This window comes from Sphingomonas sp. Leaf17 (assembly GCF_001421505.1).
Classification (GTDB): domain Bacteria; phylum Pseudomonadota; class Alphaproteobacteria; order Sphingomonadales; family Sphingomonadaceae; genus Sphingomonas.
This window is the reverse complement of record NZ_LMKL01000001.1, coordinates 494,211-516,629: the sequence shown is the minus strand read 5'-3', so window position 1 is coordinate 516,629 and position 22,419 is coordinate 494,211. Positions and strand designations below refer to the sequence as shown.

Below are 22,419 nucleotides of genomic sequence, written 5' to 3'. Positions count from 1 at the left end.
CGCCCCCAGGCCTATTTCCCGCCCTCGCGCCGAACCAGCGCCGCGACGCAGCTGGCCCGGTCGATGCTGCTGCCATCCGGCTCGCGCGCGTCGACATAGGTGACCTTGGACGCGTCCGATCCCTTGGGATACAGATAGACGTCCAGCACGCAGATCCCGCTTTCGAACTGCAGCTTGCGCGCGGCCCCTTCGCGAATGTCGGCATCGGGCTGGCCGAACAGGCGGACGAGGCCGGCGGCGTCCTGTCCCACCACCCGCTCCAGCCCGACATTGGTGTACGGAACGGCGACCGGCCGGGAGAGGGTCGGCCCCCTGGTCGCGGGTGCGGCGCAGGCGGATACCCCGCCGGCCAAGGCCAGCATCGTCAGGTGGCGGACACAGTTGCGGGTCATGGTTGCCCCTTACGCAGCAATCGGGTGTGGAACAGATGGGTCGCCATCGCCGCGCCCAGTACCGGCGCAAGGATGTTGGCGACCGGAACCACGAACAGCACCGCCACCGCAAGCCCCAGCAGGAAGCGGGAACCATCGGTCGCCTTGCGCCAGCCCCGCATCGCCGCTGCATCCATGTGTCGCACCGCGACCATGTCGCCCAGGTCGCGGCCCAGCAACCAGCCATTGACGACGATGAACAGGATCGCGGTGCCGACGCCGGTCACGAGCAGCGTGATATAGACCGGCAGCAGCAGCAGGTTGACGATCACCACCCGGCCGCCCGACCGCAGGCCCATCGCCGCCGCCTTGCCCAGCGACACGGGTTTCGCGGTCTTCAGCGCGGCGGGATAATGCTTTGCCTCCACCGCCTCGACCACGTCGTCGGCGAAGATCCCGACCACGCCGATCGCGACCGCGCGGAACAGCAGCCACAGCGCCATGACGGTGACGAACAGCGCGATCAGCGTCGCGACGCCGCCCGCGCTCGCGCCCAGCCACTGGTCCAGCAGCGCCTCGGTCCCCCACCAGACGCCGGCCCCCGCGATCACGAACAGCACCAGCGTCACGCTCAGCGACTTCGCCAGCACGGCCAGGATCTTGCGGTCGCCCATCTGGGCCAGCGACAGGGTAAGCGCGTGGATCATGGCGCACGCGATGGCGCGGGTGGTGGCGTGCGTCAACGCGCCGGTTGCGCAGCGTCATGCGGCTGGGTATCGCCCGGGCCATCCGTTTCCGGCCTGAAAGGCGCGTATCCCCTTGACCACACCCACCTATGACGTCGTTGCGATCGGCAATGCCATCGTCGACATCCTCAGCACCTGCGACGACGCCTTCATCGCCGAGATCGGCGTCGCGAAGGGCTCGATGCAGCTGATGTTCTCTACGGAAGAGGCCGATGCGCTCTATGCCAAAATGGGTCCGGGGCGCGAAGTCTCGGGCGGATCGGCGGCCAACACCGTCGCCGGCATCGCGGCGCTCGGCGGCAAGTGCGGCTTCATCGGCCAGGTCGCCGACGACCAGCTGGGTCAGGTGTTCGCGCACGACGTCCGCAGCATCGGCATCGAGTTCAACACCGCCGTCCGCGCGGGCGATCCGACCACCGGCCGCTGCCTGATCTTCGTGACGCCGGATGGCCAGCGGACGATGAACACGTTTCTTGGCGCGGGCCAGTTCCTGCCCGCCGCCGCGATCGACACCGCGATGATCGCCGATTCCGCCATCCTGTATCTGGAGGGCTATCTCTGGGATCCGAAGGAGCCGCGTGCGGCGATGCGCGCGGCGATCGACTGCGCGCGCGGGGCCGGGCGCAAGGTCGCTTTCACCCTGTCCGACGTGTTCTGCATTGCGCGTCATGGCGGTGATTTCCGCACGCTGATCGCCGACGGGCTGATCGACATCCTGTTCGCCAATGAAAGCGAACTGGCGGCGCTCGCTGAAACCGATGATTTCGAGGCGGCGGTGGCGAAGGTTTCAGCCCAGGTGCCGACGCTGGTCGTCACGCGCGGCGAACACGGGGCCTGCGCGGTCCAGAACGGCACGCGCGCCCAAGTGCCGGCCGAGCCGATCGACCGCGTCGTCGACACGACGGGTGCCGGCGACCTGTTTGCCGCAGGGTTCCTGCACGGCCAGGCGCAGGGCCATGCGCTGGAGCAGTCGCTGAAGCTTGGTGCCGTGTGTGCAGCCGAGATCATCAGCCATGTCGGCGCGCGTCCGGTGGTCGACATGAAGGCGCTGGCCGCCGCCAAGCTGGGCTGAAGCGTTCGACCACAGACGCAGAAAGGGCCGCCGGGAGATAATCCCGGCGGCCCTTTTTTTGTGCCTCCGTCCCCCGGCGAAGGCCGGGGCCCAGTTGGGCTAGCGCGTGTCGGAGGGTTCAGCCCACGGTTACCGGGAACCCGGCAACTGGACCCCGGCCTTCGCCGGGGAACAGAAGACCGGTATCAGTGAACGGGACCATCCAGTTCGGCGACCGGATCGACCACGTCCAGCCCGCGGCCGACATGGCTGCGGCTGTAGCCATAGACGAAGTAGATCACGAGGCCGACGCCGCCCCAGACCGGCAGCACCAGCATTGCCGCCGCCGGCAGGTTGAAGAACAGGAACACGCAACCGACGACCGTCGCGGGTGCGACGAGCCAGATCAGCGGTGTCTTGAACACGCGCTTGCGGGTCGGTTCGGTCTTGCGCAGCAGCATGACCGCGATCGCAACCATCATGAACGCATAGAGCGTACCGGCATTGGCGATGTCCGCCAGCTGGCCGACCGGCAGGAACGCGGCGGCGAACGCCACGGCCGCGCCGGTGATCGCGGTAACGATATGCGGCGTGTTGTACTTCGGATGCACCCGGCTCAGCGCCTCGGGCAGCAGGCCGTCACGGCTCATCACGAAGAAGATGCGTGTCTGGCCGAACAGCAGGACGAGGATGACCGACGGCAGCGCGACGAATGCGGCGATGCCCAGCATGTTGCCGACCGGCCCGAAGCCGATCTGGCGCAGGACGTGCGCGAGCGCCTCGTTCGAGCAGACCAGCGCATCGGCATATTGCGGCAGCATGCACTGTTTCGCCAGTTCGGCCGACCCGGCGGGGAAGGGGATGCCGCCCGGCCCCATGATCGGCTGGCCGCCGATGGTGCCGATCGCGCCAGCCGCGACCAGGATGTAGAACACGGTGCAGAACAGCAGCGACCCGATCAGGCCGATTGGCACGTTCTTCTGCGGGTTCTTGGTTTCCTCGGCGGCGGTCGACACCGCGTCGAAGCCGACATAGGCAAAGAAGATCGTCGCCGCCGCACCGACCGCGCCGACGCCGGTGCCGAACCCGCCGAACACGCCGGCCGGCAGGAACGGGTTGAACTTGGTCATGTCGATCTTGCCGGCGGTCAGCGCGATGAAGGTCGTCAGCGCGACAACCTTGATGAGCACCAGCACCGCGTTCACGCGCGCGCTTTCCTTGGTGCCGACGATCAGCAACCAGGTGACGAGCAGCGCGATGACGACGGCGGGCAGGTTGATGAAGCCACCTTCAATCCCGCCCAGCGCCAGCGGTCCGCCCGCCAGGAACGGCGGCAATTGTATGCCGAAGAACTGGTTCAGGATCGTCCCGCTGAAATAACCCGACCACCCGACCGCGACGGCCGACGCCGCGACCGCATATTCAAGCACCAGCGCCCAGCCGACCGTCCAGGCGAGCAGCTCGCCCATCACCGAATAGGTATAGGTATAGGCCGACCCCGCCACCGGGATCATCGCCGCGATTTCGGCGTAGCAGAGTGCCGCGACGATGCAGATCGCACCCGCGATCAGGAAGGCGAGCATCAGGCCCGGTCCGGCCTTTTGCGCGCCCGATGCGGTCAGCACGAAAATGCCGGTGCCGATGACCGATCCGATGCCGAACAGGGTCAGCTGGAATGCGCCGAGCGATCGGTGGAGCGACTTCTTCTCCGCCGCCGCCAGGATCGCGTCTAGGGACTTCACGCGTCCGAAAATCATCAAGTCTTCCCCCCAAGGAGCGGCCATGTCGGCCGTCACAGGTCAAGCGCGAGAAGGTAACCGCAATTTTGTTGCGTGCAATCCTTTAGTGCATCCAAGCTGGCCTATCGCGCGACCATCGGCCCCAGCGGGCGCCCGGCGAGGATGTGGACGTGGAGATGCGCGACCTCCTGCCCGCCATGCGCGCCGATGTTGGCGAGCAGGCGGTATCCCGGCGCGACCAGCCCGGCCGCACGCGCGACCGTGCCGACCGCGCGGACGAAGCCGGCGATCTCCGCGTCGCTGCCCCGCGCGCTGAAATCGTCCCATGAGACATAAGGCCCCTTGGGGATCACCAGAATATGGGCCGGGGCCTGCGGCGTGATGTCGTTGAAGGCGAGGGCATAGTCGTCCTCATACACCGTCGCCGCCGGGATTTCGCGGCGCAGGATCTTCGCAAAGACATTCTGGTCGTCATAGGGCGCGGTGGCGTCGATCGGCATGGAATCCCTCTCCCGCTTGCGGGAGGGGTTAGGGGAGGGCGTATCCTCCGCTCCCGACGGCAGCGCCTAACCCATAGCCGTTCGTTTCGAGGGAAGTCGAGAAACCACCGCGCGTATCAGTTTTTCGACGTCGCTCGAAACGAACGGAAGACAAGTTATCCCGCGCGCGACGCCTTCTCCACCAGCCCGCCGACGCCATCGCGCCGCGCGATCTCGGCGCGGACGTCGTCCAGGCTGAGGCCGGCATCGGCCAGCAGCACGCACAGGTGAAAGATCAGGTCGGCCGCCTCCGGCACGATTGCCGCGTCGTCGCCCGAACACGCGGCGATGACGGTCTCGACCGCTTCCTCGCCCAGTTTCTGCGCGATCTTGGGGCGGCCCTTCGCGAACAGGCTGGCGGTGTAGGAACTGCCGGCATCGCTTGCGCGGCGGCTGCGGATCGTCGCCTCAAGGCGGTCGAGGATGTCATCGGCCATATGGCCCAGCGTCTGGCGCGGGATGGCCTTGCGGTCAATCCTTGCCCGGTGGCGGAGCCTTCGACCGAAATCGTGCGCGCAACGCCCGCCGCACCAGCCAGACCGCGATGGCGGCAAAGGCGAACAGCGCGATGTCGGATGCCTCCGGCCCGGTACGCGGGCGTACAACGCCGGTGTGGCCGGACTGGACGGCGATGGTCAGCACGGCGTGCCCCGGGCTGCGGTTGACCGGTCACCTCCACCCTTCGCCGTCTTTTCCCTTTCCCCATGGGATAGGGAGGGAAGCGCACCGCGCCGGAAGGGGGAGGGGGAAGGCACCCTCAATGCGCCCGCACCGGAATCCCCGCTGCCGCCAGCGCGGCGTGCGCGTCCGCGATCGACGCCTCGCCGAAGTGAAAGATCGACGCGGCCAGCACCGCGCTGGCGTGCCCGTCGCGGATGCCGGCAACCAGATCGTCCAGACCGCCGACGCCGCCGCTCGCCACCACCGGCACCGACACCCGATCGGCGATCGCGCGGATCAGCGCCAGATCATATCCGCCGCGCGTCCCGTCGCGGTCCATCGAGGTGACGAGAATCTCGCCCGCGCCCAGATCGGCCAGCCGCAGCGCGTGCTCGATCGCGTCGATGCCGGTCGGGCGACGGCCGCCATGGGTGAAGACTTCCCAACCATCCCCGACCCGCCGCGCATCGACCGAGGCGACGACGCACTGGCTGCCGAAGCGTTCGGCGATGTCGGCGACCACCGCCGGCCGGGCGACGGCGGCGGAATTGACCGCGACCTTGTCCGCCCCCGCCAGCAGCAGCGCGCGCGCATCCTCCGCGCTGCGCACGCCGCCGCCGACGGTCAGCGGCATGAAACACACCTCCGCCGTCCGCCGCACGACGTCGAGAATCGTGCCGCGCGCCTCGTGACTGGCGGTAATATCGAGGAAGCAGAGTTCGTCCGCGCCCGCCGCATCATAGGCCCGCGCCTGCTCGACGGGATCGCCCGCGTCGATCAGGTCGACGAAGTTCACGCCCTTCACCACGCGGCCATTGGCCACGTCGAGGCAGGGGATCACGCGCGCCCGGACGGTCATGCGCTCACGCCGCGTTCGCCACGGCCATCGCCGCCGTCAGGTCCAGCCGACCGTCGTACAGCGCACGGCCGGTAATGACCCCCTCCACCCCGTCGCGGACGTGCAACGCCAGGACGTGAATGTCGCCGATCCCCTTCACGCCGCCGCTGGCGATGACGGGGATGTCGACCGATCGCGCCAGATCGACCGTCGCCTCGACATTGCAACCCTTCAGCATCCCGTCGCGCCCCACATCGGTGAACAGCAGCGCGGCGACGCCCGCATCCTCGAACCGGCGGGCGAGGTCGGTGACGGTGACGGTCGAGACGTCGGCCCAGCCGCGCGTCGCGACCATGCTGTCCTTCGCATCGACCGCCACGACGATGCCGCCGGGAAAGTCGCGCGCGGCGGCCTTCACGAATTCCGGGTCCTCCAGCGCGGCGGTGCCGATGACGACGCGCGAGACGCCCGCGTCGAACCAGCTCTCGACATTGGCGCGGGTGCGGATGCCGCCGCCCAGCTGGACATGGCCGGGAAACGCCGACACGATCCCGCGCACCGCATCGCCATTGACCGATCCGCCAGCGAACGCGCCGTCCAGATCGACGACGTGGAGATACTCCGCGCCGGCCTGCGCGAACAGCATCGCCTGTGCGGCGGGATCGTCGCCATAGACGGTCGCGCGGTCCATATCGCCCTCGGCCAGACGGACGACCTGACCCGCCTTCAGGTCGATCGCGGGAAAGACGATCAGGGCCGCCATGTCAGGAACCTTTCAAGCATCGCCAGGCCATATGCCTGGCTTTTTTCGGGGTGGAACTGCACACCGATCATCGTGTCGCGGCCGATCGCGGCGGTGACCGGGCCATCATGGTCGCTGGTCGCGATCACATCCGCCCCCTCGAATGCATAGCTGTGCAGGAAATATGCCTCGCCGGCCACGATCAGCGGATGGTCGCGCACCGGCACCACGTCGTTCCAGCCCATATGCGGGACCTTGGCGGTCGGATCGGTCGGCTCCAGCCGGGTAACGGTGCCCGCGATCCAGCCGAGGCCGGCATGGGTCCCCATCTCGACCCCGGTATCGGCCATCAGCTGCATGCCGACGCAGATGCCGAGGAACGGTGCGCCCTCCTGTCGCACCCGCCGGTCCATCGCGTCGATCATGCCATCAACCCCGCGCAGCGCGGCCGCACAGGCGCCGAACGCGCCGACACCGGGCAGGACGATCCGGTCGGCCTTCGCCACGGCATCGGGGTCGGCGGTGACGATCAGGTCGGTTGCGCCCGCCGCACGCAAGGCGTTCTCGACCGAGTGGAGGTTGCCCGCGCCATAGTCGATGAGTGCGATCAAAACAGGTCGCCGATTTCTTCCATCGCCAGCGTCGCGGTGAAGGGGATCACCTCGAACGTGGCGACGCCGTTCTGCACGAACGGATCGTTGGCCGCTTCCTCCGCCACCACATCGGCCTCGCCGCGGAACAGCAGGACGCCGCCGGTGGGTGGCGAACGACGACCGGCGAGCAGCATCGTGCCCGTCGTCATCAGACCCTCGATCCACGCGACATGCGCCGCGCGGTGCACGTCGACCTCCGCCAGCGGCTTTACATAAGTCAGCAGCACAAGGCACATTGGGGTCATCGGCTTGGCGGCCATCACAAAATCCCCTTGGTCGACGGGATCGCGTCGCCTTTGCGCGGGTCGATCTCCACCGCCATCCGCAGTGCGCGGGCAAGCCCCTTGAACGCGCCTTCGACGATATGGTGGTTGTTGTGGCCGCCGAGCTTGGTGACGTGCAGCGTGATGCCGGCGGTCTGCGCGAAGCTGTGAAACCAGTGTTCGATCAGTTCGGTGTCCAGCCCGCCCAGTCGTTCGACGGTGAACGGCGTATTCCACACCAGCCAGGGGCGGCCCGAAATATCGAGCGCGACCTGGATCAGCGCCTCGTCCATCGGCGTCACCGCCTCGCCATACCGGCGGATACCGCGCTTGTCGCCCAGCGCCTGCGCGAAGGCCTGACCGATCGCCAGCGCGCTGTCCTCGACCGTGTGGTGCCCGTCGATGTGCAGGTCGCCGACGACCTTCACGCTCAGGTCGATCAGCGAATGGCGCGACAGCTGGTCGAGCATGTGGTCGAGAAACCCGATGCCGGTCGCGTTGTCATAGACCCCGGTCCCGTCGAGGTTCAGGGTGACGTCGATCCGGGTTTCCGCGGTCGAGCGATTGATCGTGGCGGTGCGCATTCGCCCTCCATAGCGGGCCGGGCGGTCCATGCAATCTTGACCGCACCCCAAACCACGCTAGTCCATGGCCGGATGAGCGATGGACTTCCAGACAGCCTGATTCCCTACGACGAGATCGTCCAGGAAGCGTTGCGTGCCGTGGTCGGCCGCGTCCTCGGCACGGTCGCCGAGAGCGGGGGCCTGCCGGGCGAGCATCATTTCTACATCACGTTCAAGACGCAGAACCCCGGCGTCGACATCCCCAAGCGGCTGATCGAGCGGTTTCCGGATGAAATGACGATCGTCATCCAGAACCGCTACTGGGATCTGTACGTCGACGACACGAAGTTCTCGGTCGGCCTCAGCTTCAATCAGGTCGCGTCGAAACTGGTCATCCCCTATTCGGCGATCACGGGCTTCCACGATCCGGCCGTCAATTTCGAGCTGCGCTTCCAGGCTGCCGAAGGCCCCGACGACGGTCCCGAGCCGCACGACGCCGCCGAAAACGACGGCCCGACCGCCACGTCGATCGAGGACGGATCGAACGTCGTCGCGGTGGATTTCAAGCGGAAGAAGTAACGGGTTCGGCTTCGGCCGGGACGGCATCGGCACGCCCGTCCGAGTGACGCGCCTGATTGGTGCAGCGAAAAGATCCGACCCGACCCGTCCTTGCTACGCTATGCGCGCAACGACGGAGTCGGCGGGTGAGGGGGCACCACCCTGAACCTACCGCGCCGCACTCACCCGCCAGATCACGTTGCCGACGTCGTCGGCGACCAGCAGCCCGCCGGTCTTGTCGGCGATGACACCGACCGGCCGCCCCTGCGCGTCGCCGTCCGCGTTCAGGAACCCGGTCAGCACATCGACCGGCTTCGACTTTGCCGCCGGGAACCCGCCATCGGCAAACGGTACGAACACCACCTTGTAACCGGACACCGGCTTGCGGTTCCACGATCCGTGCTCGCCGATGAAGGCGCCTTGCGCGAACCGGTCACCCAGCTTCACCTCGTTGGCAAAGGTCAGCCCCAGGGCGGCGACATGCGGCCCCAGCGCATAGTCGGGGCGCTTGGAATATTGCTGCAACGCCGGATTGGTCGGCTGCACCCGCGTATCGGTATAACCGCCCCAATAATACCACGGCCAGCCGAACTGGTCGCCGAACGACACCTGCGTCAGGTAATCCGGCACGATGTCGGACCCCAGCATGTCGCGTTCGTTGACGACCGTCCACAGGTTGCCGCTGGTCGGGTTGATCGCCATGCCGTTCGCGTTGCGCAGGCCCGAGGCATAGACGCGCCAGTTCTTGTCGCCCGGCCACACCTGCCAGATCGTCGCGCGGTTCTTTTCCGCCGCCAGCCCGTTCTCGGCGATGTTCGACGCCGACCCGACGCTGACGAACAGCGTCTTGCCGTCGGGCGCGGCGATGACGTTGCGCGCCCAGTGGTTGCCGCCGCCGGGCAGTTTCACGACCAGTTCGGGCGTCGCGGTGATCGTCGTCGCACCCTCGGTATAGGGCACGCGCACCAAGGCGTCGGTATTGCCGATGTACAATTGCCCGTTCATCAGCGTCATGCCGAACGGCGAGGTCAGCCCGGTCATGAAGGTCGTGCGCGTTTCGGCGACGCCGTCGCCATTCGCGTCGCGCAACAAGGTGATGCGGTTGGCGGACGGGACGCCGGCCCCGGCCTTGGCCATCAGCTTGCCCATCACCCAGCCGGTGATGCCGCCACCCTCGCGCGGCGGCGAATTGCTTTCGGCGACCAGCACGTCGCCATTGGGCAGGCGGTACATCCAGCGCGGATGGTCCAGCCCGGCCGCGAACGGCTGCACCTGCAACCCGGCCGCCGGAACCGGCTTCGCGCCGTTCTGCCAGCCCACGACATCGGCCACCTTGACCGTCGGCAAGGTCTGTTCCCGGGGCGCGGTGATATTGGGTCGCGCGCCCTGTACCTGCTCGATCGGGATTTCCGCGGTGTCGGGCCAGGCGAGATAGGCGACGGTCCCGGCCACGACGAGGCCGATCAGGACGAGGACGATCAGGATATGTTTGCGCATACCCCGTGAAATAGGCGGCGCGAGGGGCGGGGGGAAGGGGGAAACGGGTGGGCGCGTTCGTCGCCCGACCCGCCCGGTCCTATTCGCCGTCTTCCGGCTCCGGTTTCGGCGGATGCAGGCGGACGCGGTGGATGCGGCGCTCGTCCGATTCGACGACCTCGATCCGCCAGCCGCTGGGATGGTCGACACAGGTTCCCGCCGGCGGCACGCAGCCGGCGAGCACCGCCGCCAGCCCACCCAGCGTATCGACGTCGCTGTCGACATCGGCCAGCCGCGCATCGACCGCGGTGCCGACATCCTCCAGTTCGACGCGCGCATCCGCCTCCCACGCGCCGCCGTCCAGCGGGATCAGCAACGCCTGCGGTGCGTCGTCATGCTCGTCCTCGATGTCGCCGACGATTTCCTCGATCAGGTCCTCGATCGTGACCAGCCCCTCGGTCCCGAAATATTCGTCGAGCACGACCGCCAGATGCACCCGCTTGGTCCGCATGTCGGCCAGCAGGTCGAGCGCGCCGCGCGACATTGGCACATATAATGGTTCGCGAATCAGTCCGGCGAGACTGTCGGGGTGCGCGGCCCCGGTCGCCAGGATGTTGAACACGTCCTTGATGTGGACCATGCCGATGATCGTATCCAGCTTCTCGCGGTAGACCGGCAGGCGGCTGTGCCCGGCCTCCGCGAAGATCTGGACCAGATGCGCGAAACTGGTCTGTTCCTCGACCGCGACGATATCCGCACGCGGCACGCCGACGTCGCCGGCATCGCGTTCGCCGAAATGCAGCAGGTTGCGCACCATCTGCCGCTCCAGCGGGCTGAGGTCGCCGACCGCATCGGGGGCGGGATCGCCCTCATGCCGGTCGATCGCGTCCTCCAACTGGTCGCGCAGCGACTCGTCGGGGCCATTGCCGAAGATCAGGGTCTTCAACCCGCGCCAGATACCGTTTTCGGTACTGTCTCCGGGGGCGGTGCTAGTCGGGCCGTCGGCCATCGGGGTCGTCAGTCCTCGCGTACCAGATAGGGGTCGGTGATGCCCAGTTCAGCAAGCGCATCGGTTTCGATCGCTTCCATCGCCTCGGCCTCGTGGTCGACCATGTGGTCATAGCCTAGCAGATGCAACGTCCCGTGCACGATCAAATGCGTCGCATGATCGGCAACGCTGATCCCGCGCTCCGCCGCCTCGGCCACGCAGACACCGTGCGCCAGCACGATATCGCCCAGCAGAACCTCGCCGTCGTCGCTGTTCTGCGTGACGGTGTCGAGCAGATCGGCCTGCACCATCGGAAAGGACAGGACGTTGGTCGGCTTGTCCTTCTGCCGGTACTGGCGGTTCAGCGTGTGAACCTCGTCATCGCTGGTCAGCCGGACCGAAATCTCGACCACCGCATCGGTCGTCAGCAGCGCGCCGTGCGGCGTCCGCCGAATCGCGGCGGTCGCGGCGCGGGTGGCCAGCGCCTCCCAGTCGGAATCGGGCCAGGGACCGTCGGTGGAAAGAGCAATTTCGATCATGGCCGCGCCGATACCCGGCTTGGTGCCGACGAGCCAGCGCCAAGCGACGCCGTCATACGCCCGGCCCCTCATACGCCTCGACCACGCGGCCGACGATCGGGTGGCGGACGATGTCGGCCGAGGTGAAACGGCTCATCGAGATCGCCTCGATCCCCTCCAGCCGACGGACCGCGTCGGCCAGGCCCGATGCGGTGACGCCACCCGGAATGTCGACCTGGTTGGGGTCGCCGCAGATCACCATCCGGCTGTTCTCGCCAAACCTGGTCAGGAACATCTTCATCTGCGCGGGCGTCGTGTTCTGCGCCTCGTCCAGGATGATGAACGCATCGGCCAGCGTGCGGCCCCGCATGAACGCGATAGGCGCGATCTCGATCTCGCCGCTGGCGATCCGCCGCTCGACCTGCTCGGCGGGCAGGCAATCGTGCAGCGCGTCGTAGAGCGGGCGGAGATAGGGATCGACCTTCTCCTTCATGTCGCCCGGCAGGAAACCCAGCTTCTCGCCGGCTTCCACCGCCGGACGCGACAGGATCAGCCGCTGAACGCTGCCAGTGATAAGCTGCGATACCGCCTGCGCCACCGCGATATAGGTCTTGCCGGTGCCGGCCGGGCCCAGCGCGAAGATCATGTCGTTGGTGGTCAGTTCGCGCATGTAATGCGCCTGTGCCGGGGTGCGCGGCACGATGGTCTTCTTGCGCGTGCGGATCATGATCGGCGGCGCGCGCTCGCCCACGTCGGCGCGGACGATGCCGTCCAGCACCGGTTCGGCCGCCATCGCGATCGACGCGTCGACCAGCCCGGTGTCGACATCCTCCCCGCGCAGGATCCGCTTGTACAGGTCGTTCAGCACGTCGCGGGCCATCGCCACCTGCTCGGCCGCGCCCTCGACCCCGACCTTGTTGCCGCGCGCGGTAATATAAACCCCCAGCCGGCTTTCCAGCGCGACGAGGTTGCGATCATATTGTCCGAACAGCTGCGGCAGGATCTGCGGCTTGTCGAACAGCAGTTCGATCCGGCTGCGTTCACCGGATTGGGCGGGGACGGGCTTGCGGCTCATGCGGTCCTTTCGCACCGCGGGGGCGCGATGTGGCTCCAAGGTGATACGCCCGAAGGTGTTTGACAAGTCACCCCAAGGCACGCCCGCACAAACAGCGTCTCCAGCACGTTAACCCCGCCTGCAAGCGGTCGCTTAAGCCCCGCGCTCGTAAACGGGGACCATGCCGTTCGCCAAACTTTTCCGCAGCCGGTGGGCCGCCCTGCTCTGGGCCGGCGGCATCCTGTGGACGGCCGTCGACGTCGCGGACTCCAACGGCACCTCGGACGTGACGACCAACCGCGTCGACGCAACCGGCGAACCCGTCAACGACGTCGACCTGTCCGTGCTGGCGTCCGCCATCAAGGATTGAGCGTTCAGGATTTGAGCGTTCAGGCCGCGACTCGCGCGCGCACCTCGCCAGTGACCGCATTGGGGCCGGCGGCAACGATATCGACCTCGACCAAATCGCCGATCGCGTGCGGGCCGATGACGTGGACCGAGTTCAGCCAGGGTGACTTGCCAAGCAACTGGCCCGGCAGCTTGCCCTTGCGCTCCAGCAGCACGGTGCAGGTCCGCCCGACCGTGGCGGCGTTGAACGCCTGCTGATCGCGGTTCAGCGCGGCCTGCAACCGTTGCAGCCGTTCGTCCATCACTTCGGGCGCGATCTGGTCGGTCATGTCGGCGGCGGGCGTGCCGGGGCGGGGGCTGTATTTGAAACTGAACGCCTGCGCATAGCCGACCGCGTCGACCAGCCGCAGCGTCTCGGCGAACTCGGCCTCGGTTTCGCCCGGAAAGCCGACGATAAAATCGCCCGACAGCGCAATGTCGGGCCGCACCGCGCGCACCCGGTCGAGCAGCCGCAGATAGCCGTCGGCGGTGTGCGCGCGGTTCATCGCCTTCAGCACCCGGTCGCTGCCCGACTGGACCGGCAGGTGCAGGAACGGCATCAGCGATTCGACATCGCCATGCGCGTCGATCAGCCCCTGCGTCATGTCGTTCGGATGACTGGTCATGTAACGGATCCGCGCGAGGCCGGGGATCCGGTCCAGCGCGCGGATCAGGCCGTGCAGGCCCCGGTCCTGGTCGTCGTTCCACGCATTCACGTTCTGGCCCAGCAGCGTGATCTCGCGCGCACCGGCCTCGACCAACCCCCGCGCCTCCGCGACGATGCCGTCGAACGGCCGGCTGATCTCGGCCCCGCGCGTGTAGGGGACGACGCAATAGGTGCAGAACTTGTCGCACCCCTCCTGCACCGTCAGGAACGCGCTCGGCCCGACCTTGCGCCGCGCCGGCAGGTGGCCGAACTTGGACAGCAGCGGCATGTCGGTGTCGAGCGCGGCCGTGCCCCCCGCCGCCTTGGCGACCAGTCCGGGCAGGTTGTGATACGCCTGCGGGCCGACCACCACGTCGACCTTGGCACGACGAACGATCTCCGCCCCTTCGGCCTGCGCGACGCAGCCGGCGACCGCGATCATCGGCGCGGCCCCCCGCGCCTTCATCGCATCCTTGCGCAATCGGCCGATGTCCGAATAGACCTTCTCGGTCGCCTTCTCGCGGATGTGGCAGGTGTTCAGCACCACCAGGTCGGCGGCGCTGGCATCGTCGGTCGCGGTCAGGCCGTCGGCGGTCATCAGCTCGGCCATCCGCTCCCCGTCATAGACGTTCATCTGGCAGCCGAACGACTTGACGTGGAAGGTTTTCGGGGGGGATGTCATCGGGCTGCCTATACCGCCAACGAAGCCGGCGGGCTAGGCTTCGACGATCCGCCGCCGGGCCTCCGCCGCGATCGCTTTGCGTCCGCCGATGTCCGCGGGGGCGAAGGGCGGCAGGAAATGCAGCGTCGCGACAAAGCTGCCGCGCCGCGTCAGCACCCGCCGCGCATGGTCGCCACCGGGTTCGTCGCCGACCCAGGCTAGGTCGTCGGTCGCCGCGCCGTAATCAATCCGCACCGGCTGCACCCGGACGCCGGTCGGTGCGGGCGGATCCAGCGCACCCAGCAATGCCGCCTTGAACGGCAGCACCGCGTGGCCGTCACCCGTCGTGCCTTCGGGAAAGATCGTCACCGGCCGCCCCGTGGCCACCGCCGCGCGGATCTGCGCGATCTGCGCCACGACGCCCAGCCGATCCTCGCGCGATACGAAGATCGTATCGTTCAGCATGCACAGCCACCCGACCAGCGGCACGCCGCGCAGTTCGGCCTTGGCGACGAACGCGCTGCCGGTCGCGCCGGCCAGCGCCAGAATGTCGATCCAGCTGAGATGGTTGGCGACGAACACCACGTCGCGCCGCAATGGCACGCCGACCACCCGCACCCGCGCACCGACGATCCGCGCGACCGTGCCGAGAAACAGGCGCGGCCACGGCGAGGGCAGGCGGACCAGTCGCCACAGGCCGTGAACGATCAGCGCGGCGATCAGGGTCAGCAGCAGCGCAGCGAGGCGGGTGTAGAGGCGGATGGCAGGCATTACCCGGTCCGGTTCGACGACTGTCGGCGGTTCATCACGATCCTGTTCCCCGGCGAAGGCCGGGGTCCAGTTGCCACGGACGGGGTAACGGCGTTCACAGCATCGCCACGAAAACCGTCGTAACTGGGCCCCGGCCTTCGCCGGGAAACGGTATGGGCAACGGCCACCGGTCAGCGCAATCCGACGTCAGAACGCAACGTCCGGCATCCATGCCTCAGACCTTGCGGTCCAATGCCACGCCGTACAATTCCATCCGGTGATCGACCAGCCGGAAGCCCAGTTTCTCCGCGATCGCCTTTTGCAGCTGTTCCAGCTCGGGGTCGACGAATTCGATGACCTTGCCGGTCTCGACGTCGATCAGATGGTCGTGATGCGCCTCGGGCGCCGGCTCGTAGCGCGCACGGCCGTCGCCGAAATCGTGCCGGTCGAGGATCCCCGCCTCCTCGAACAGCCGCACCGTGCGGTACACGGTGGCGATCGAGATGCCCGGGTCGATCGCCGAGGCGCGGGCATATACCTTCTCGACGTCGGGATGATCCTCCGCTTCCGACAGCACGCGCGCGATCACGCGGCGCTGTTCGGTGATGCGCAACCCTTTCTGGTTGCACAGGGCTTCTAGGTCGATCTTGCGCGCCATGACGTCTGTATTCCCTTGTCCGACGTTCACCATAGGGACGGTTCGTGTTTGCGAAAAGAAATACCGACTCGCAATAAGCAGCACGTCGATGGCGGGTGGTCAGCGCAGCATCAGGCGATAGGTTAGCGCGTCGAACGCCAGCCCGTCGCGACTGCGGTAATATCCGCGACGGTGACCGACCTGAACGAACCCGTGGCTGCCATACAGCCGCACCGCCGGATTGCCCGACCGCACTTCCAGATGCAGCATCGCTGTGTCCATCATCCGGCAATCGTTGATGACCGCGCGCAGCAACGCCGCGCCGATGCCCTTGCCGCGATGGGGCGGCGCGACCGCCAGCAGCAGCAATTCCGCCTCGTCCAGGATCCGCCGCACCAGCGCGAATCCGGCGGGACCGTCATCGGTTTCCGCCAGCATCAGCGATACGCCCGGCATCGCCAGGATGCCGACGCACTGGCTGCGGGTCCACGCCTCGCCGAAGCGCGGGTCGAACGCCGCGGCCATGATCGCATCGACCTCGGCGATATCGCGGACAACGGCGGTGCGGATCATCAGGCCGCGCGCCGGCATCAGGGATTGCGCTTGGAGGGGTTGGGTTTGGCGTCGGGCGCGCGACCATAGATCGGGCGCGGGGGCAGGGCGGTGCCAGCGTCGGGCAACAGATGCGCGTCGGCCGCATCGGGCAGTCCGGCAGTGGCAGGCTCGACCAGCGGATGCAGCCGCGTCAGCCCCGATCCGACCGCATGGATCGCCCCGATCACGACCAGCGCATCCGCCGGGGTCAGCGAGGCGAGGTCCGTCTCGGCCTCAAGCGACGGCGTGAAGATCTGCACGAACACCTCGCCATGGCCACCCTCCAGCACGACCGCGACCCGTTCCAGATCGGGTATCGCGGCGAGGGCGGCGGCGGCGACCAGCATCAGCGACGAGAACCCGGCCACCGGCACGCCCCAGCCGAGGCCAAGGCCACGCGCGGCGGCGATGCCGACGCGGACACCGGTGAAGCTGCCCGGCCCGCAATCGACCAGGATCCGGTCCGCCCGCCCGCCGTCCGGCAGCGCAGCAATCATCGGCACCAGCCGTTCGGCGTGGCCGCGACCGACCACGTCATGCGCGCCGGCGATGACGTGACCGTCCTCGATGATGGCGACCGAACAGGCCGCCGTCGCGGTTTCGATGACAAGCGTCCGCATCGGTCAGCCGCGTGCGGGTCGTCTGAAGACGGAACGCAACGTCGTCACGCGACCGTGTTGAACCGTTCGAAGTCGGGACGCGGCGACCGGGGGTGGACGGTCGATGCATCGCCATGGCCAAGGGTGGTGATGAAGTTCGACCGGACCGACGGGGTGTCCGCAAAGAACGCCGCATCGACCTTGCCATTGTCGAAGCCCGACATCGGCCCGGTATCCAGCCCCAGCGCGCGCGCGGCGAGGATCAGATACCCGCCCTGCAAGCTGCTGTTCCGCATCGCCGACGTTTCGCGCAGTGGTGTATTGCCGTCGAACCACGACTTGGCATCGGTGTGCGGGAACAGCTCGGGCAGGTGTTCGTGAAAGTCGATGTCCATGCCGATGATGACGGTGACCGGCGCGTCGAGGATCTTCTGCCGGTTGCCCTCGCTGGCGCAGTCCGCCAGTTTCTGCTTGGCGTCGTCGCTGGTGCACCACACCATCCGCGCGGGCAACTGGTTGGCCGATGTCGGCCCCATCTTCATCAGATCCCAGATCGCGCGCAGATCAGCCTCATCGACCGGCTGGTCGGTATAGCCGTTGTAACTGCGCGCGGTGCGAAACAGCGTATCGAGCGCGGCATCGGTCAGTCGTTCGCCCATCAGACAGCCCTCACTTCGGTGACTTCGGGAACATAGTGGCGCAGCAACTGCTCGATGCCGTTCTTCAGCGTCGCGGTCGACGACGGGCAGCCGGCGCAGGCCCCCTGCATCCGCAGGAACACCTTGCCCTTGTCGAACCCGCGATAGACGATGTCGCCGCCGTCGTTGGCGACCGCCGGGCGGACCCGCGTGTCGATCAGCTCGCGGATCTGCGCGACGATGTCGGCATCGGCGGGGTCGTCGCCGAAATCCTCGTTCTCGGCCGGGACCGAGAATCCGGCCGACCCCTGCTGCCGGAACAGCGGCATGTTGGCGGAGAAATGGTCGAGCAGGATTGCCAGCACGTCGGGCTTCAGGCTCGACCAGTCGGTGCCGGGCGCGGCCGTGACGGAAATGAAGTCGTGCCCGAAGAACACGCCGGTTACGTCGCCCAGCGCGAAGATCGCCTCGGCCAGCGGGCTGGCCTCGGCATCCTCGGGGTCGGCGAAATCGCGCGTGCCGGCGGGCATCACGGCGCGGCCGGGCAGGAACTTCAGCGTGGCCGGATTCGGGGTGGGTTCGGTTTCGATCAACATCTCCGCCATGTGGCGCGGGCAGGGGTGCGGATCAACCCGCCTGCGTCGAAACACTGCGTTGCGATCCCGGCACGTCGAGCCGCCCGGACTGTTCGCTGCTCAGACGTCCATCTGCTTCACCGCCGCGTTCCACGCCCCGATATTCGCCCGCGCCTCCTGCACGAACGCGGATCGGCGGACGACGGCCAGGAAACGATCGGCAATCCAGCGCCCCGGATTGCGCAGGGGCCGCGCGAACTGGATCAGCAGGACGACCCGCGTGGCGGACGTGTCGTTCCAGACCTCGTGGTCATAGGTGTCGTCGAATACCAGCGTTTCCCCCTCCGACCAGCGGACGATGCGGTTGGCGACCCGCATCCGCACGTCGCCGTCCTGCGGGACGATCAGCCCCAGATGGCAGGTTATCAGCCCCTTGGTCACGCCGCGATGCGCGGGGATGTGAGTGCCGGGGGCCAGGATCGAGAAGAACGCGCTGTTCAGTCCCGGAATCCGCGCCACGGCCGCCGCCGTCCGGGGGCAGCGCGCCAGATTGTCGTCGATCCGGTAGCCATAGCCCCACAGGAAGAACGACCGCCACTTGTCCACCTCGGCAATCGCGCGGTGATCGGGCGAGATCGTCGCGAGGCTGGGTGCGGCCTGTCCGCGCAGCGCGACCGCCATCGCCTCGTCACGAATCGCCGGCCATTCATCGCGTAACGCCGCGGTCCAGGCGAAGTCGCGGACGTCCAGCACAGGCGCGTTCGACACCAGCGAGGACGCGGCGATCAGCCGGTCGAACACGCCGCGCAGATGCTTGCCGACGCGCAGGATCAGCGGCCGCCCGCGTTCGGCCCGCATCGCCGGTGCCGCCGCCGGTACGGGCGACGGCGTCGCCCGGCCCGACCGCCTGAGATGGGTTCGCCCCGAATCCCGCCGTGGTGCGGGCCGCTGTTCGGTCCTTCGACTGCTGGTCGTCATGCGCTCGCCATTGCTGTGGACCGGCCACGGGTAACGGTCACCGACCCGTTGCCCGGTGCCGTTGTTCTCCCGACCTGTCCTGAAAAACCGCCCTTACCCACGATGTTGGACCAAATGATGGCGACGCGGCGCTGGCGGCGGGAGATTGGCGGCGCTAGATGGGGGGAATGGCGTTTTTCTCGCGCGCGTTCCGCGTCTCCGTCCTGTCGCTTCTCATCGGGATCTCGATCCCGGCGATCGTGCAGTCCCAACAGTCCCAGGCCCAACAGTCCCTGCCCCAGCGGGTAAAGCCCGCGGTCGCCGCACCCGCAGCCCCGGCTCCGGCTGTCGACACCACGCCGTGGCTCTACCAGGGCAGCGACATTCCGCAGGACGCGGCCTGGTCGTTCGGCACGCTTCCCAACGGCCTGCGCTATGCGGTGCGCAAGAACGGCGTTCCACCGGGTCAGGTGTCGATCCGCGTGCGCGTCGATGCGGGGTCGCTGAACGAGCGCGACGACGAACGCGGGTTTGCGCACATGATCGAGCATCTGTCGTTCCGCGGCTCCGAATATGTCCCCGATGGCGAGGCCAAGCGCGTGTGGCAGCGGTTCGGTGCCAGCTTCGGGTCGGACACCAACGCCCAGACCACGCCGACCCAGACGGTGTACAAGCTCGACCTGCCGGCCGCGACCGAGGCCGGGCTGGATGAAAGCCTGAAGATCCTGTCGGGCATGATCGAAAAGCCGACGCTGACCGCCGCCGCGCTCAACGCCGAACGCCCGGTCGTGCTGGCTGAACAGCGCGAACAGCCCGGACCGCAGGTGCGGATCGGCGACGCGATTCGCGGACTGTTCTTCGCCGGACAGCCGCTGGCGGACCGTTCGCCGATTGGCACGGTCAAGACGCTGGAGGCCGCCACGGCGGAAGGGGTCGCGGGCTTCCACAGCCGCTGGTACCGGCCCGAAAACACGGTCGTCATCATTTCCGGTGACATGGACCCGGCGCTGTTCGGCCGGCTGGTCGTGAAGCATTTCGCCGACTGGAAGGCCGCCGGCACGCCCGCGCCCACCCCCGATTTCGGCAAGCCCGATCCGTCGAAGCCGGTATCGGCTGCGACCGTCGAACCCGGTATCCCGCCGATCGTCCAGATGGCCGTGCTGCGCCCGTGGGAGTACCGCGACGACACGATCCTGTTCAACCAGAAGCGGATGGTCGACACGCTGGCCGCCCTGCTCATCAACCGCCGACTTGAAACGCGGGCGCGGGCGGGGGGCAGCTTCCTGCAGGCCAACGTCACGCTCGACGACATTTCCCGGTCGGCCAACGGCACTTTCGTCAGCATCGTGCCGGTCGGTGACGCATGGGAGCCGGCGCTGAAGGACGTGCGCGCGGTCATCGCCGACGCGACCACCACGCTGCCGACGCAGGCCGAAATCGACCGCGAATATGCCGACCTCGACACCGCGCTTCGCACCCAGGTCGAAACCGCGCGGGTCGAGGCCGGCGCGCGCCAGGCCGACGATATGGTGCAGGCGCTCGACATTCGTGAAACGGTCGCCTCGCCGGAGGGGTCGTACATGATCCTGACCGATGCGAAGAAGAAGGGGATGTTCACCCCGGCCGCGATCCAGGCGTCGACGAAGCGCATCTTCGAGGGCACCGCCACCCGCGCGATCATCAATACCCGCGTCGCCGACCCCGGTATCGCCGCCAAGCTCGCCACCGCGCTGAAGGCCGACGTCACCGGCCTTGCCGGCACGCGCCGGACGCAGGGCGCGGTCGATTTCTCGAAACTGCCGGCCCTCGGCGCGCCCGCCACGGTCGTATCGCGCGAAAAGGTCGGCGACATCGGCGTCGAGAAGGTCGTCTTCTCGAACGGCGTCCGCCTGCTGCTGTTCGCCAACCCCAGTGAAACCGGCCGCGTTTATGTCCGCGCCCGTTTCGGCACCGGCTACAACGCGCTCCCGGCCAAGGGCAACGCGCCCGCCTGGGCCGGGGATCTCGCGCTGGTGCAGGGCGGGATCGGTACGCTCGATCAGGGCGATCTCGACCAGTTGAGCGCCGGGCGGCGGATCGGTCTGGACTTCGGCATCGAAAGCGACGCCTTCGCGCTGGCGGCGATGACCTCGCCGGCCGATGTCGGTGACCAGTTGCGGCTGATGGCGGCCAAGCTGACCAATCCCGGCTGGGATCCCGCCCCCGTCGCCCGCGCCCGCGCGGTCGCGATGGCCGCCACCGCCGGGCAGGACGCCTCACCCGACAGCGTGTTGCAGCGTGATCTGGAGGGCCTGCTGCACGACGGCGACGCGCGCTGGGCCACGCCGACCCCGAAGCAGATCCAGGCGCTGACCCCGCAGGCATTTCGCAAATTGTGGGAACCGATCCTCGCCAGCGGACCCATCGAGGTGTCGGTGTTCGGCGACGTGAAGGCGGATGAAACCATCGCGATGGTCGCCAGGACGTTCGGCGCGATGCCGGCGCGAAAGGCGGCCTCCGCCGACGGCCCGCCGATCCGCTTCCCCGCGCACAATACCACGCCCGTTGTCCGCACCCACAAGGGGCCGGACAATCAGGCAGCGGCGGTCATCGCCTGGCCGACCGGCGGCGGTATCGACGGCATCAAGGACAGCCGCCGCCTCGACGTGCTGGCGCAGGTGTTCAGCGACCGCCTGTTCGAGCGGCTCCGGTCGGAGGCGGGGGCCAGCTACAGTCCGTCGGTCGCCAGCCAGTGGCCAATCGGTCTGGACGGCGGCGGTCGCCTGATCGCGGTCGGTCAGGTCGCGCCGGAAAAGGTCGACTTCTTCTACAGGATGGCGCGCGAGATCGCCGCCGATCTGGTCGCCAGGCCGCTGGCCGACGACGAGCTGAAGCGGATCATGCGGCCGATGGGGCAGCAGATCCTGCGCGCGTCGACCGGCAACCAGTTCTGGATGGGGCAGCTGGCGGGTGCCGCCTACGATCCCCGCCGCGTCGCCGCGACCGAAACCATCGCCCAGGATTTCGTGTCGATCACGCCCGAACAGTTGCAGGCGACGGCGGCGAAATATCTGAAGCCGACCACCGACTGGACGATGACGGTCCTGCCGGAAAAGGCGAAGAAATAGGGGGCAACCATCCCCCGTCCGTCATCCCGGACTTGATCCGGGATCCAGAGCCGCAAGGGCGATGCTCCACGACTCTGGATCCCAGCGTTCGCTGGGATGACGACAGGAA

At 67.8% G+C, this 22,419-nt stretch carries 27 protein-coding genes; 4 read left to right on the top strand and 23 right to left on the bottom strand.

The window, feature by feature from the left end:
* Positions 1–11: 11 nt before the first annotated feature.
* Together ASE75_RS02475 and ASE75_RS02470 are read right to left on the bottom strand one after the other, a co-directional pair.
* Positions 12–392 carry a hypothetical protein gene (locus ASE75_RS02475; protein WP_055928230.1) on the bottom strand — a complete coding sequence of 127 codons (381 nt, stop codon included), beginning with the start codon at positions 390–392 and terminating at the stop codon, positions 12–14.
* On the bottom strand, positions 389–1,078 hold the full coding sequence (locus ASE75_RS02470) for an EI24 domain-containing protein (RefSeq protein WP_055928228.1): 690 nt from the start codon (positions 1,076–1,078) through the stop codon (positions 389–391). Before ASE75_RS02470 ends, ASE75_RS02475 begins: the two co-directional genes overlap by 4 nt.
* A 112-nt stretch (positions 1,079–1,190) precedes the next feature.
* Between ASE75_RS02470 and ASE75_RS02465 the strand changes: the two genes are divergently transcribed.
* On the top strand, positions 1,191–2,189 hold the full coding sequence (locus ASE75_RS02465; RefSeq protein WP_055928225.1) for an adenosine kinase: 999 nt from the start codon (positions 1,191–1,193) through the stop codon (positions 2,187–2,189).
* A gap of 185 nt (positions 2,190–2,374) precedes the next feature.
* Here the strand turns inward: ASE75_RS02465 and ASE75_RS02460 are convergent, their stop codons facing one another.
* From ASE75_RS02460 to hisB, 9 genes are all read right to left on the bottom strand, one after another.
* Positions 2,375–3,925 carry an amino acid permease gene (locus ASE75_RS02460; protein WP_055928222.1) on the bottom strand — a complete coding sequence of 517 codons (1,551 nt, stop codon included), beginning with the start codon at positions 3,923–3,925 and terminating at the stop codon, positions 2,375–2,377.
* A gap of 104 nt (positions 3,926–4,029) precedes the next feature.
* Positions 4,030–4,407 (bottom strand): histidine triad nucleotide-binding protein, encoded by a 378-nt coding sequence (locus ASE75_RS02455; protein WP_055928218.1) that lies wholly within the window; start codon positions 4,405–4,407, stop codon positions 4,030–4,032.
* Between the two features lie 155 nt (positions 4,408–4,562).
* A complete protein-coding gene (locus tag ASE75_RS02450) occupies positions 4,563–4,883 on the bottom strand; it encodes a phosphoribosyl-ATP diphosphatase (protein ID WP_055928215.1) in 321 nt (106 codons plus the stop codon).
* Between the two features lie 34 nt (positions 4,884–4,917).
* The gene (locus ASE75_RS15720; RefSeq protein WP_200922296.1) at positions 4,918–5,088 is read right to left on the bottom strand and encodes a hypothetical protein; all 171 of its coding nucleotides are present in this window, start codon (positions 5,086–5,088) and stop codon (positions 4,918–4,920) included.
* 115 nt (positions 5,089–5,203) lie between these two features.
* Positions 5,204–5,965, bottom strand: coding sequence for an imidazole glycerol phosphate synthase subunit HisF (gene hisF / locus ASE75_RS02445; RefSeq protein ID WP_055928213.1), 762 nt, complete (start codon positions 5,963–5,965; stop codon positions 5,204–5,206).
* A gap of 4 nt (positions 5,966–5,969) precedes the next feature.
* Positions 5,970–6,707, bottom strand: a complete 738-nt coding sequence (gene hisA, locus ASE75_RS02440) for a 1-(5-phosphoribosyl)-5-[(5-phosphoribosylamino)methylideneamino]imidazole-4-carboxamide isomerase (protein ID WP_055928211.1) — start codon at positions 6,705–6,707, stop codon at positions 5,970–5,972.
* On the bottom strand, positions 6,695–7,297 hold the full coding sequence (gene hisH / locus ASE75_RS02435) for an imidazole glycerol phosphate synthase subunit HisH (RefSeq protein ID WP_055928208.1): 603 nt from the start codon (positions 7,295–7,297) through the stop codon (positions 6,695–6,697). Before hisH ends, hisA begins: the two co-directional genes overlap by 13 nt.
* Complete coding sequence (locus ASE75_RS02430; RefSeq protein WP_235512482.1) at positions 7,294–7,599, bottom strand: YciI family protein; 306 nt, start codon at positions 7,597–7,599, stop codon at positions 7,294–7,296. The genes hisH and ASE75_RS02430 overlap by 4 nt, the downstream gene beginning before the upstream one ends.
* A complete protein-coding gene (gene hisB, locus ASE75_RS02425; protein WP_055928205.1) occupies positions 7,599–8,186 on the bottom strand; it encodes an imidazoleglycerol-phosphate dehydratase HisB in 588 nt (195 codons plus the stop codon). Before hisB ends, ASE75_RS02430 begins: the two co-directional genes overlap by 1 nt.
* A 72-nt stretch (positions 8,187–8,258) precedes the next feature.
* On the opposite strand from hisB, the gene ASE75_RS02420 reads away from it, so the two are divergent.
* Positions 8,259–8,744, top strand: coding sequence for an SspB family protein (locus tag ASE75_RS02420; RefSeq protein WP_055928202.1), 486 nt, complete (start codon positions 8,259–8,261; stop codon positions 8,742–8,744).
* A 147-nt stretch (positions 8,745–8,891) separates the two neighbouring features.
* Here ASE75_RS02420 and ASE75_RS02415 read toward each other — a convergent pair whose 3' ends face one another.
* From ASE75_RS02415 to ASE75_RS02400, 4 genes are all read right to left on the bottom strand, one after another.
* A complete protein-coding gene (locus ASE75_RS02415; RefSeq protein ID WP_055928199.1) occupies positions 8,892–10,220 on the bottom strand; it encodes a PQQ-dependent sugar dehydrogenase in 1,329 nt (442 codons plus the stop codon).
* Between the two features lie 79 nt (positions 10,221–10,299).
* Positions 10,300–11,208 carry a hemolysin family protein gene (locus ASE75_RS02410; protein WP_055928191.1) on the bottom strand — a complete coding sequence of 303 codons (909 nt, stop codon included), beginning with the start codon at positions 11,206–11,208 and terminating at the stop codon, positions 10,300–10,302.
* An 8-nt stretch (positions 11,209–11,216) separates the two neighbouring features.
* Positions 11,217–11,726: an rRNA maturation RNase YbeY gene (gene ybeY, locus ASE75_RS02405; RefSeq protein WP_055929297.1), complete on the bottom strand. Its 510-nt coding sequence runs from the start codon at positions 11,724–11,726 to the stop codon at positions 11,217–11,219.
* Positions 11,727–11,778: 52 nt separating this feature from the next.
* Positions 11,779–12,780 carry a PhoH family protein gene (locus ASE75_RS02400; protein ID WP_055928188.1) on the bottom strand — a complete coding sequence of 334 codons (1,002 nt, stop codon included), beginning with the start codon at positions 12,778–12,780 and terminating at the stop codon, positions 11,779–11,781.
* Positions 12,781–12,940: 160 nt separating this feature from the next.
* Between ASE75_RS02400 and ASE75_RS02395 the strand changes: the two genes are divergently transcribed.
* On the top strand, positions 12,941–13,129 hold the full coding sequence (locus tag ASE75_RS02395; RefSeq protein ID WP_055928185.1) for a hypothetical protein: 189 nt from the start codon (positions 12,941–12,943) through the stop codon (positions 13,127–13,129).
* Between the two features lie 19 nt (positions 13,130–13,148).
* Here the strand turns inward: ASE75_RS02395 and miaB are convergent, their stop codons facing one another.
* The 8 genes from miaB to ASE75_RS02355 form a co-directional block, all read right to left on the bottom strand.
* On the bottom strand, positions 13,149–14,486 hold the full coding sequence (gene miaB / locus ASE75_RS02390; RefSeq protein WP_200922307.1) for a tRNA (N6-isopentenyl adenosine(37)-C2)-methylthiotransferase MiaB: 1,338 nt from the start codon (positions 14,484–14,486) through the stop codon (positions 13,149–13,151).
* 21 nt (positions 14,487–14,507) lie between these two features.
* Positions 14,508–15,224, bottom strand: a complete 717-nt coding sequence (locus ASE75_RS02385; RefSeq protein ID WP_055928183.1) for a lysophospholipid acyltransferase family protein — start codon at positions 15,222–15,224, stop codon at positions 14,508–14,510.
* Between the two features lie 214 nt (positions 15,225–15,438).
* Positions 15,439–15,861 (bottom strand): Fur family transcriptional regulator, encoded by a 423-nt coding sequence (locus tag ASE75_RS02380; RefSeq protein WP_055928181.1) that lies wholly within the window; start codon positions 15,859–15,861, stop codon positions 15,439–15,441.
* A 99-nt stretch (positions 15,862–15,960) separates the two neighbouring features.
* On the bottom strand, positions 15,961–16,413 hold the full coding sequence (locus tag ASE75_RS02375) for a GNAT family N-acetyltransferase (protein ID WP_235512481.1): 453 nt from the start codon (positions 16,411–16,413) through the stop codon (positions 15,961–15,963).
* 17 nt (positions 16,414–16,430) lie between these two features.
* Positions 16,431–17,054 (bottom strand): tRNA (adenosine(37)-N6)-threonylcarbamoyltransferase complex dimerization subunit type 1 TsaB, encoded by a 624-nt coding sequence (tsaB, locus tag ASE75_RS02370; RefSeq protein WP_055928175.1) that lies wholly within the window; start codon positions 17,052–17,054, stop codon positions 16,431–16,433.
* 44 nt (positions 17,055–17,098) lie between these two features.
* Entirely contained in the window at positions 17,099–17,692 is a 594-nt protein-coding gene (locus ASE75_RS02365) for a malonic semialdehyde reductase (RefSeq protein WP_055928172.1), read from the bottom strand.
* A complete protein-coding gene (locus tag ASE75_RS02360; protein WP_055929290.1) occupies positions 17,692–18,267 on the bottom strand; it encodes a NifU family protein in 576 nt (191 codons plus the stop codon). The genes ASE75_RS02365 and ASE75_RS02360 overlap by 1 nt, the downstream gene beginning before the upstream one ends.
* Positions 18,268–18,366: 99 nt before the next feature.
* On the bottom strand, positions 18,367–19,224 hold the full coding sequence (locus tag ASE75_RS02355) for an aspartyl/asparaginyl beta-hydroxylase domain-containing protein (RefSeq protein ID WP_235512480.1): 858 nt from the start codon (positions 19,222–19,224) through the stop codon (positions 18,367–18,369).
* A gap of 167 nt (positions 19,225–19,391) precedes the next feature.
* On the opposite strand from ASE75_RS02355, the gene ASE75_RS02350 reads away from it, so the two are divergent.
* Positions 19,392–22,310, top strand: coding sequence for a M16 family metallopeptidase (locus tag ASE75_RS02350; RefSeq protein WP_055928168.1), 2,919 nt, complete (start codon positions 19,392–19,394; stop codon positions 22,308–22,310).
* Positions 22,311–22,419: the final 109 nt, after the last annotated feature.

Coding starts and splice junctions, on each gene's coding strand:
- ASE75_RS02375 (WP_235512481.1), bottom strand. CDS start 16,413: ATGATCCGCACCGCCGTTGTCCGCGATATCGCCGAGGTCGATGCGATC.
- ASE75_RS02415 (WP_055928199.1), bottom strand. CDS start 10,220: ATGCGCAAACATATCCTGATCGTCCTCGTCCTGATCGGCCTCGTCGTG.
- ASE75_RS02450 (WP_055928215.1), bottom strand. CDS start 4,883: ATGGCCGATGACATCCTCGACCGCCTTGAGGCGACGATCCGCAGCCGC.
- ybeY (WP_055929297.1), bottom strand. CDS start 11,726: ATGATCGAAATTGCTCTTTCCACCGACGGTCCCTGGCCCGATTCCGAC.
- ASE75_RS02460 (WP_055928222.1), bottom strand. CDS start 3,925: ATGATTTTCGGACGCGTGAAGTCCCTAGACGCGATCCTGGCGGCGGCG.
- hisB (WP_055928205.1), bottom strand. CDS start 8,186: ATGCGCACCGCCACGATCAATCGCTCGACCGCGGAAACCCGGATCGAC.
- hisF (WP_055928213.1), bottom strand. CDS start 5,965: ATGACCGTCCGGGCGCGCGTGATCCCCTGCCTCGACGTGGCCAATGGC.
- ASE75_RS02385 (WP_055928183.1), bottom strand. CDS start 15,224: ATGCCTGCCATCCGCCTCTACACCCGCCTCGCTGCGCTGCTGCTGACC.
- ASE75_RS02410 (WP_055928191.1), bottom strand. CDS start 11,208: ATGGCCGACGGCCCGACTAGCACCGCCCCCGGAGACAGTACCGAAAAC.
- ASE75_RS02360 (WP_055929290.1), bottom strand. CDS start 18,267: ATGTTGATCGAAACCGAACCCACCCCGAATCCGGCCACGCTGAAGTTC.
- tsaB (WP_055928175.1), bottom strand. CDS start 17,054: ATGCGGACGCTTGTCATCGAAACCGCGACGGCGGCCTGTTCGGTCGCC.
- ASE75_RS02475 (WP_055928230.1), bottom strand. CDS start 392: ATGACCCGCAACTGTGTCCGCCACCTGACGATGCTGGCCTTGGCCGGC.
- ASE75_RS02430 (WP_235512482.1), bottom strand. CDS start 7,599: ATGGCCGCCAAGCCGATGACCCCAATGTGCCTTGTGCTGCTGACTTAT.
- ASE75_RS02350 (WP_055928168.1), top strand. CDS start 19,392: ATGGCGTTTTTCTCGCGCGCGTTCCGCGTCTCCGTCCTGTCGCTTCTC.
- ASE75_RS02395 (WP_055928185.1), top strand. CDS start 12,941: ATGCCGTTCGCCAAACTTTTCCGCAGCCGGTGGGCCGCCCTGCTCTGG.
- ASE75_RS02470 (WP_055928228.1), bottom strand. CDS start 1,078: ATGATCCACGCGCTTACCCTGTCGCTGGCCCAGATGGGCGACCGCAAG.
- ASE75_RS02380 (WP_055928181.1), bottom strand. CDS start 15,861: ATGGCGCGCAAGATCGACCTAGAAGCCCTGTGCAACCAGAAAGGGTTG.
- ASE75_RS02420 (WP_055928202.1), top strand. CDS start 8,259: ATGAGCGATGGACTTCCAGACAGCCTGATTCCCTACGACGAGATCGTC.
- ASE75_RS02455 (WP_055928218.1), bottom strand. CDS start 4,407: ATGCCGATCGACGCCACCGCGCCCTATGACGACCAGAATGTCTTTGCG.
- hisA (WP_055928211.1), bottom strand. CDS start 6,707: ATGGCGGCCCTGATCGTCTTTCCCGCGATCGACCTGAAGGCGGGTCAG.
- ASE75_RS02365 (WP_055928172.1), bottom strand. CDS start 17,692: ATGGGCGAACGACTGACCGATGCCGCGCTCGATACGCTGTTTCGCACC.
- ASE75_RS02400 (WP_055928188.1), bottom strand. CDS start 12,780: ATGAGCCGCAAGCCCGTCCCCGCCCAATCCGGTGAACGCAGCCGGATC.
- ASE75_RS02355 (WP_235512480.1), bottom strand. CDS start 19,224: ATGACGACCAGCAGTCGAAGGACCGAACAGCGGCCCGCACCACGGCGG.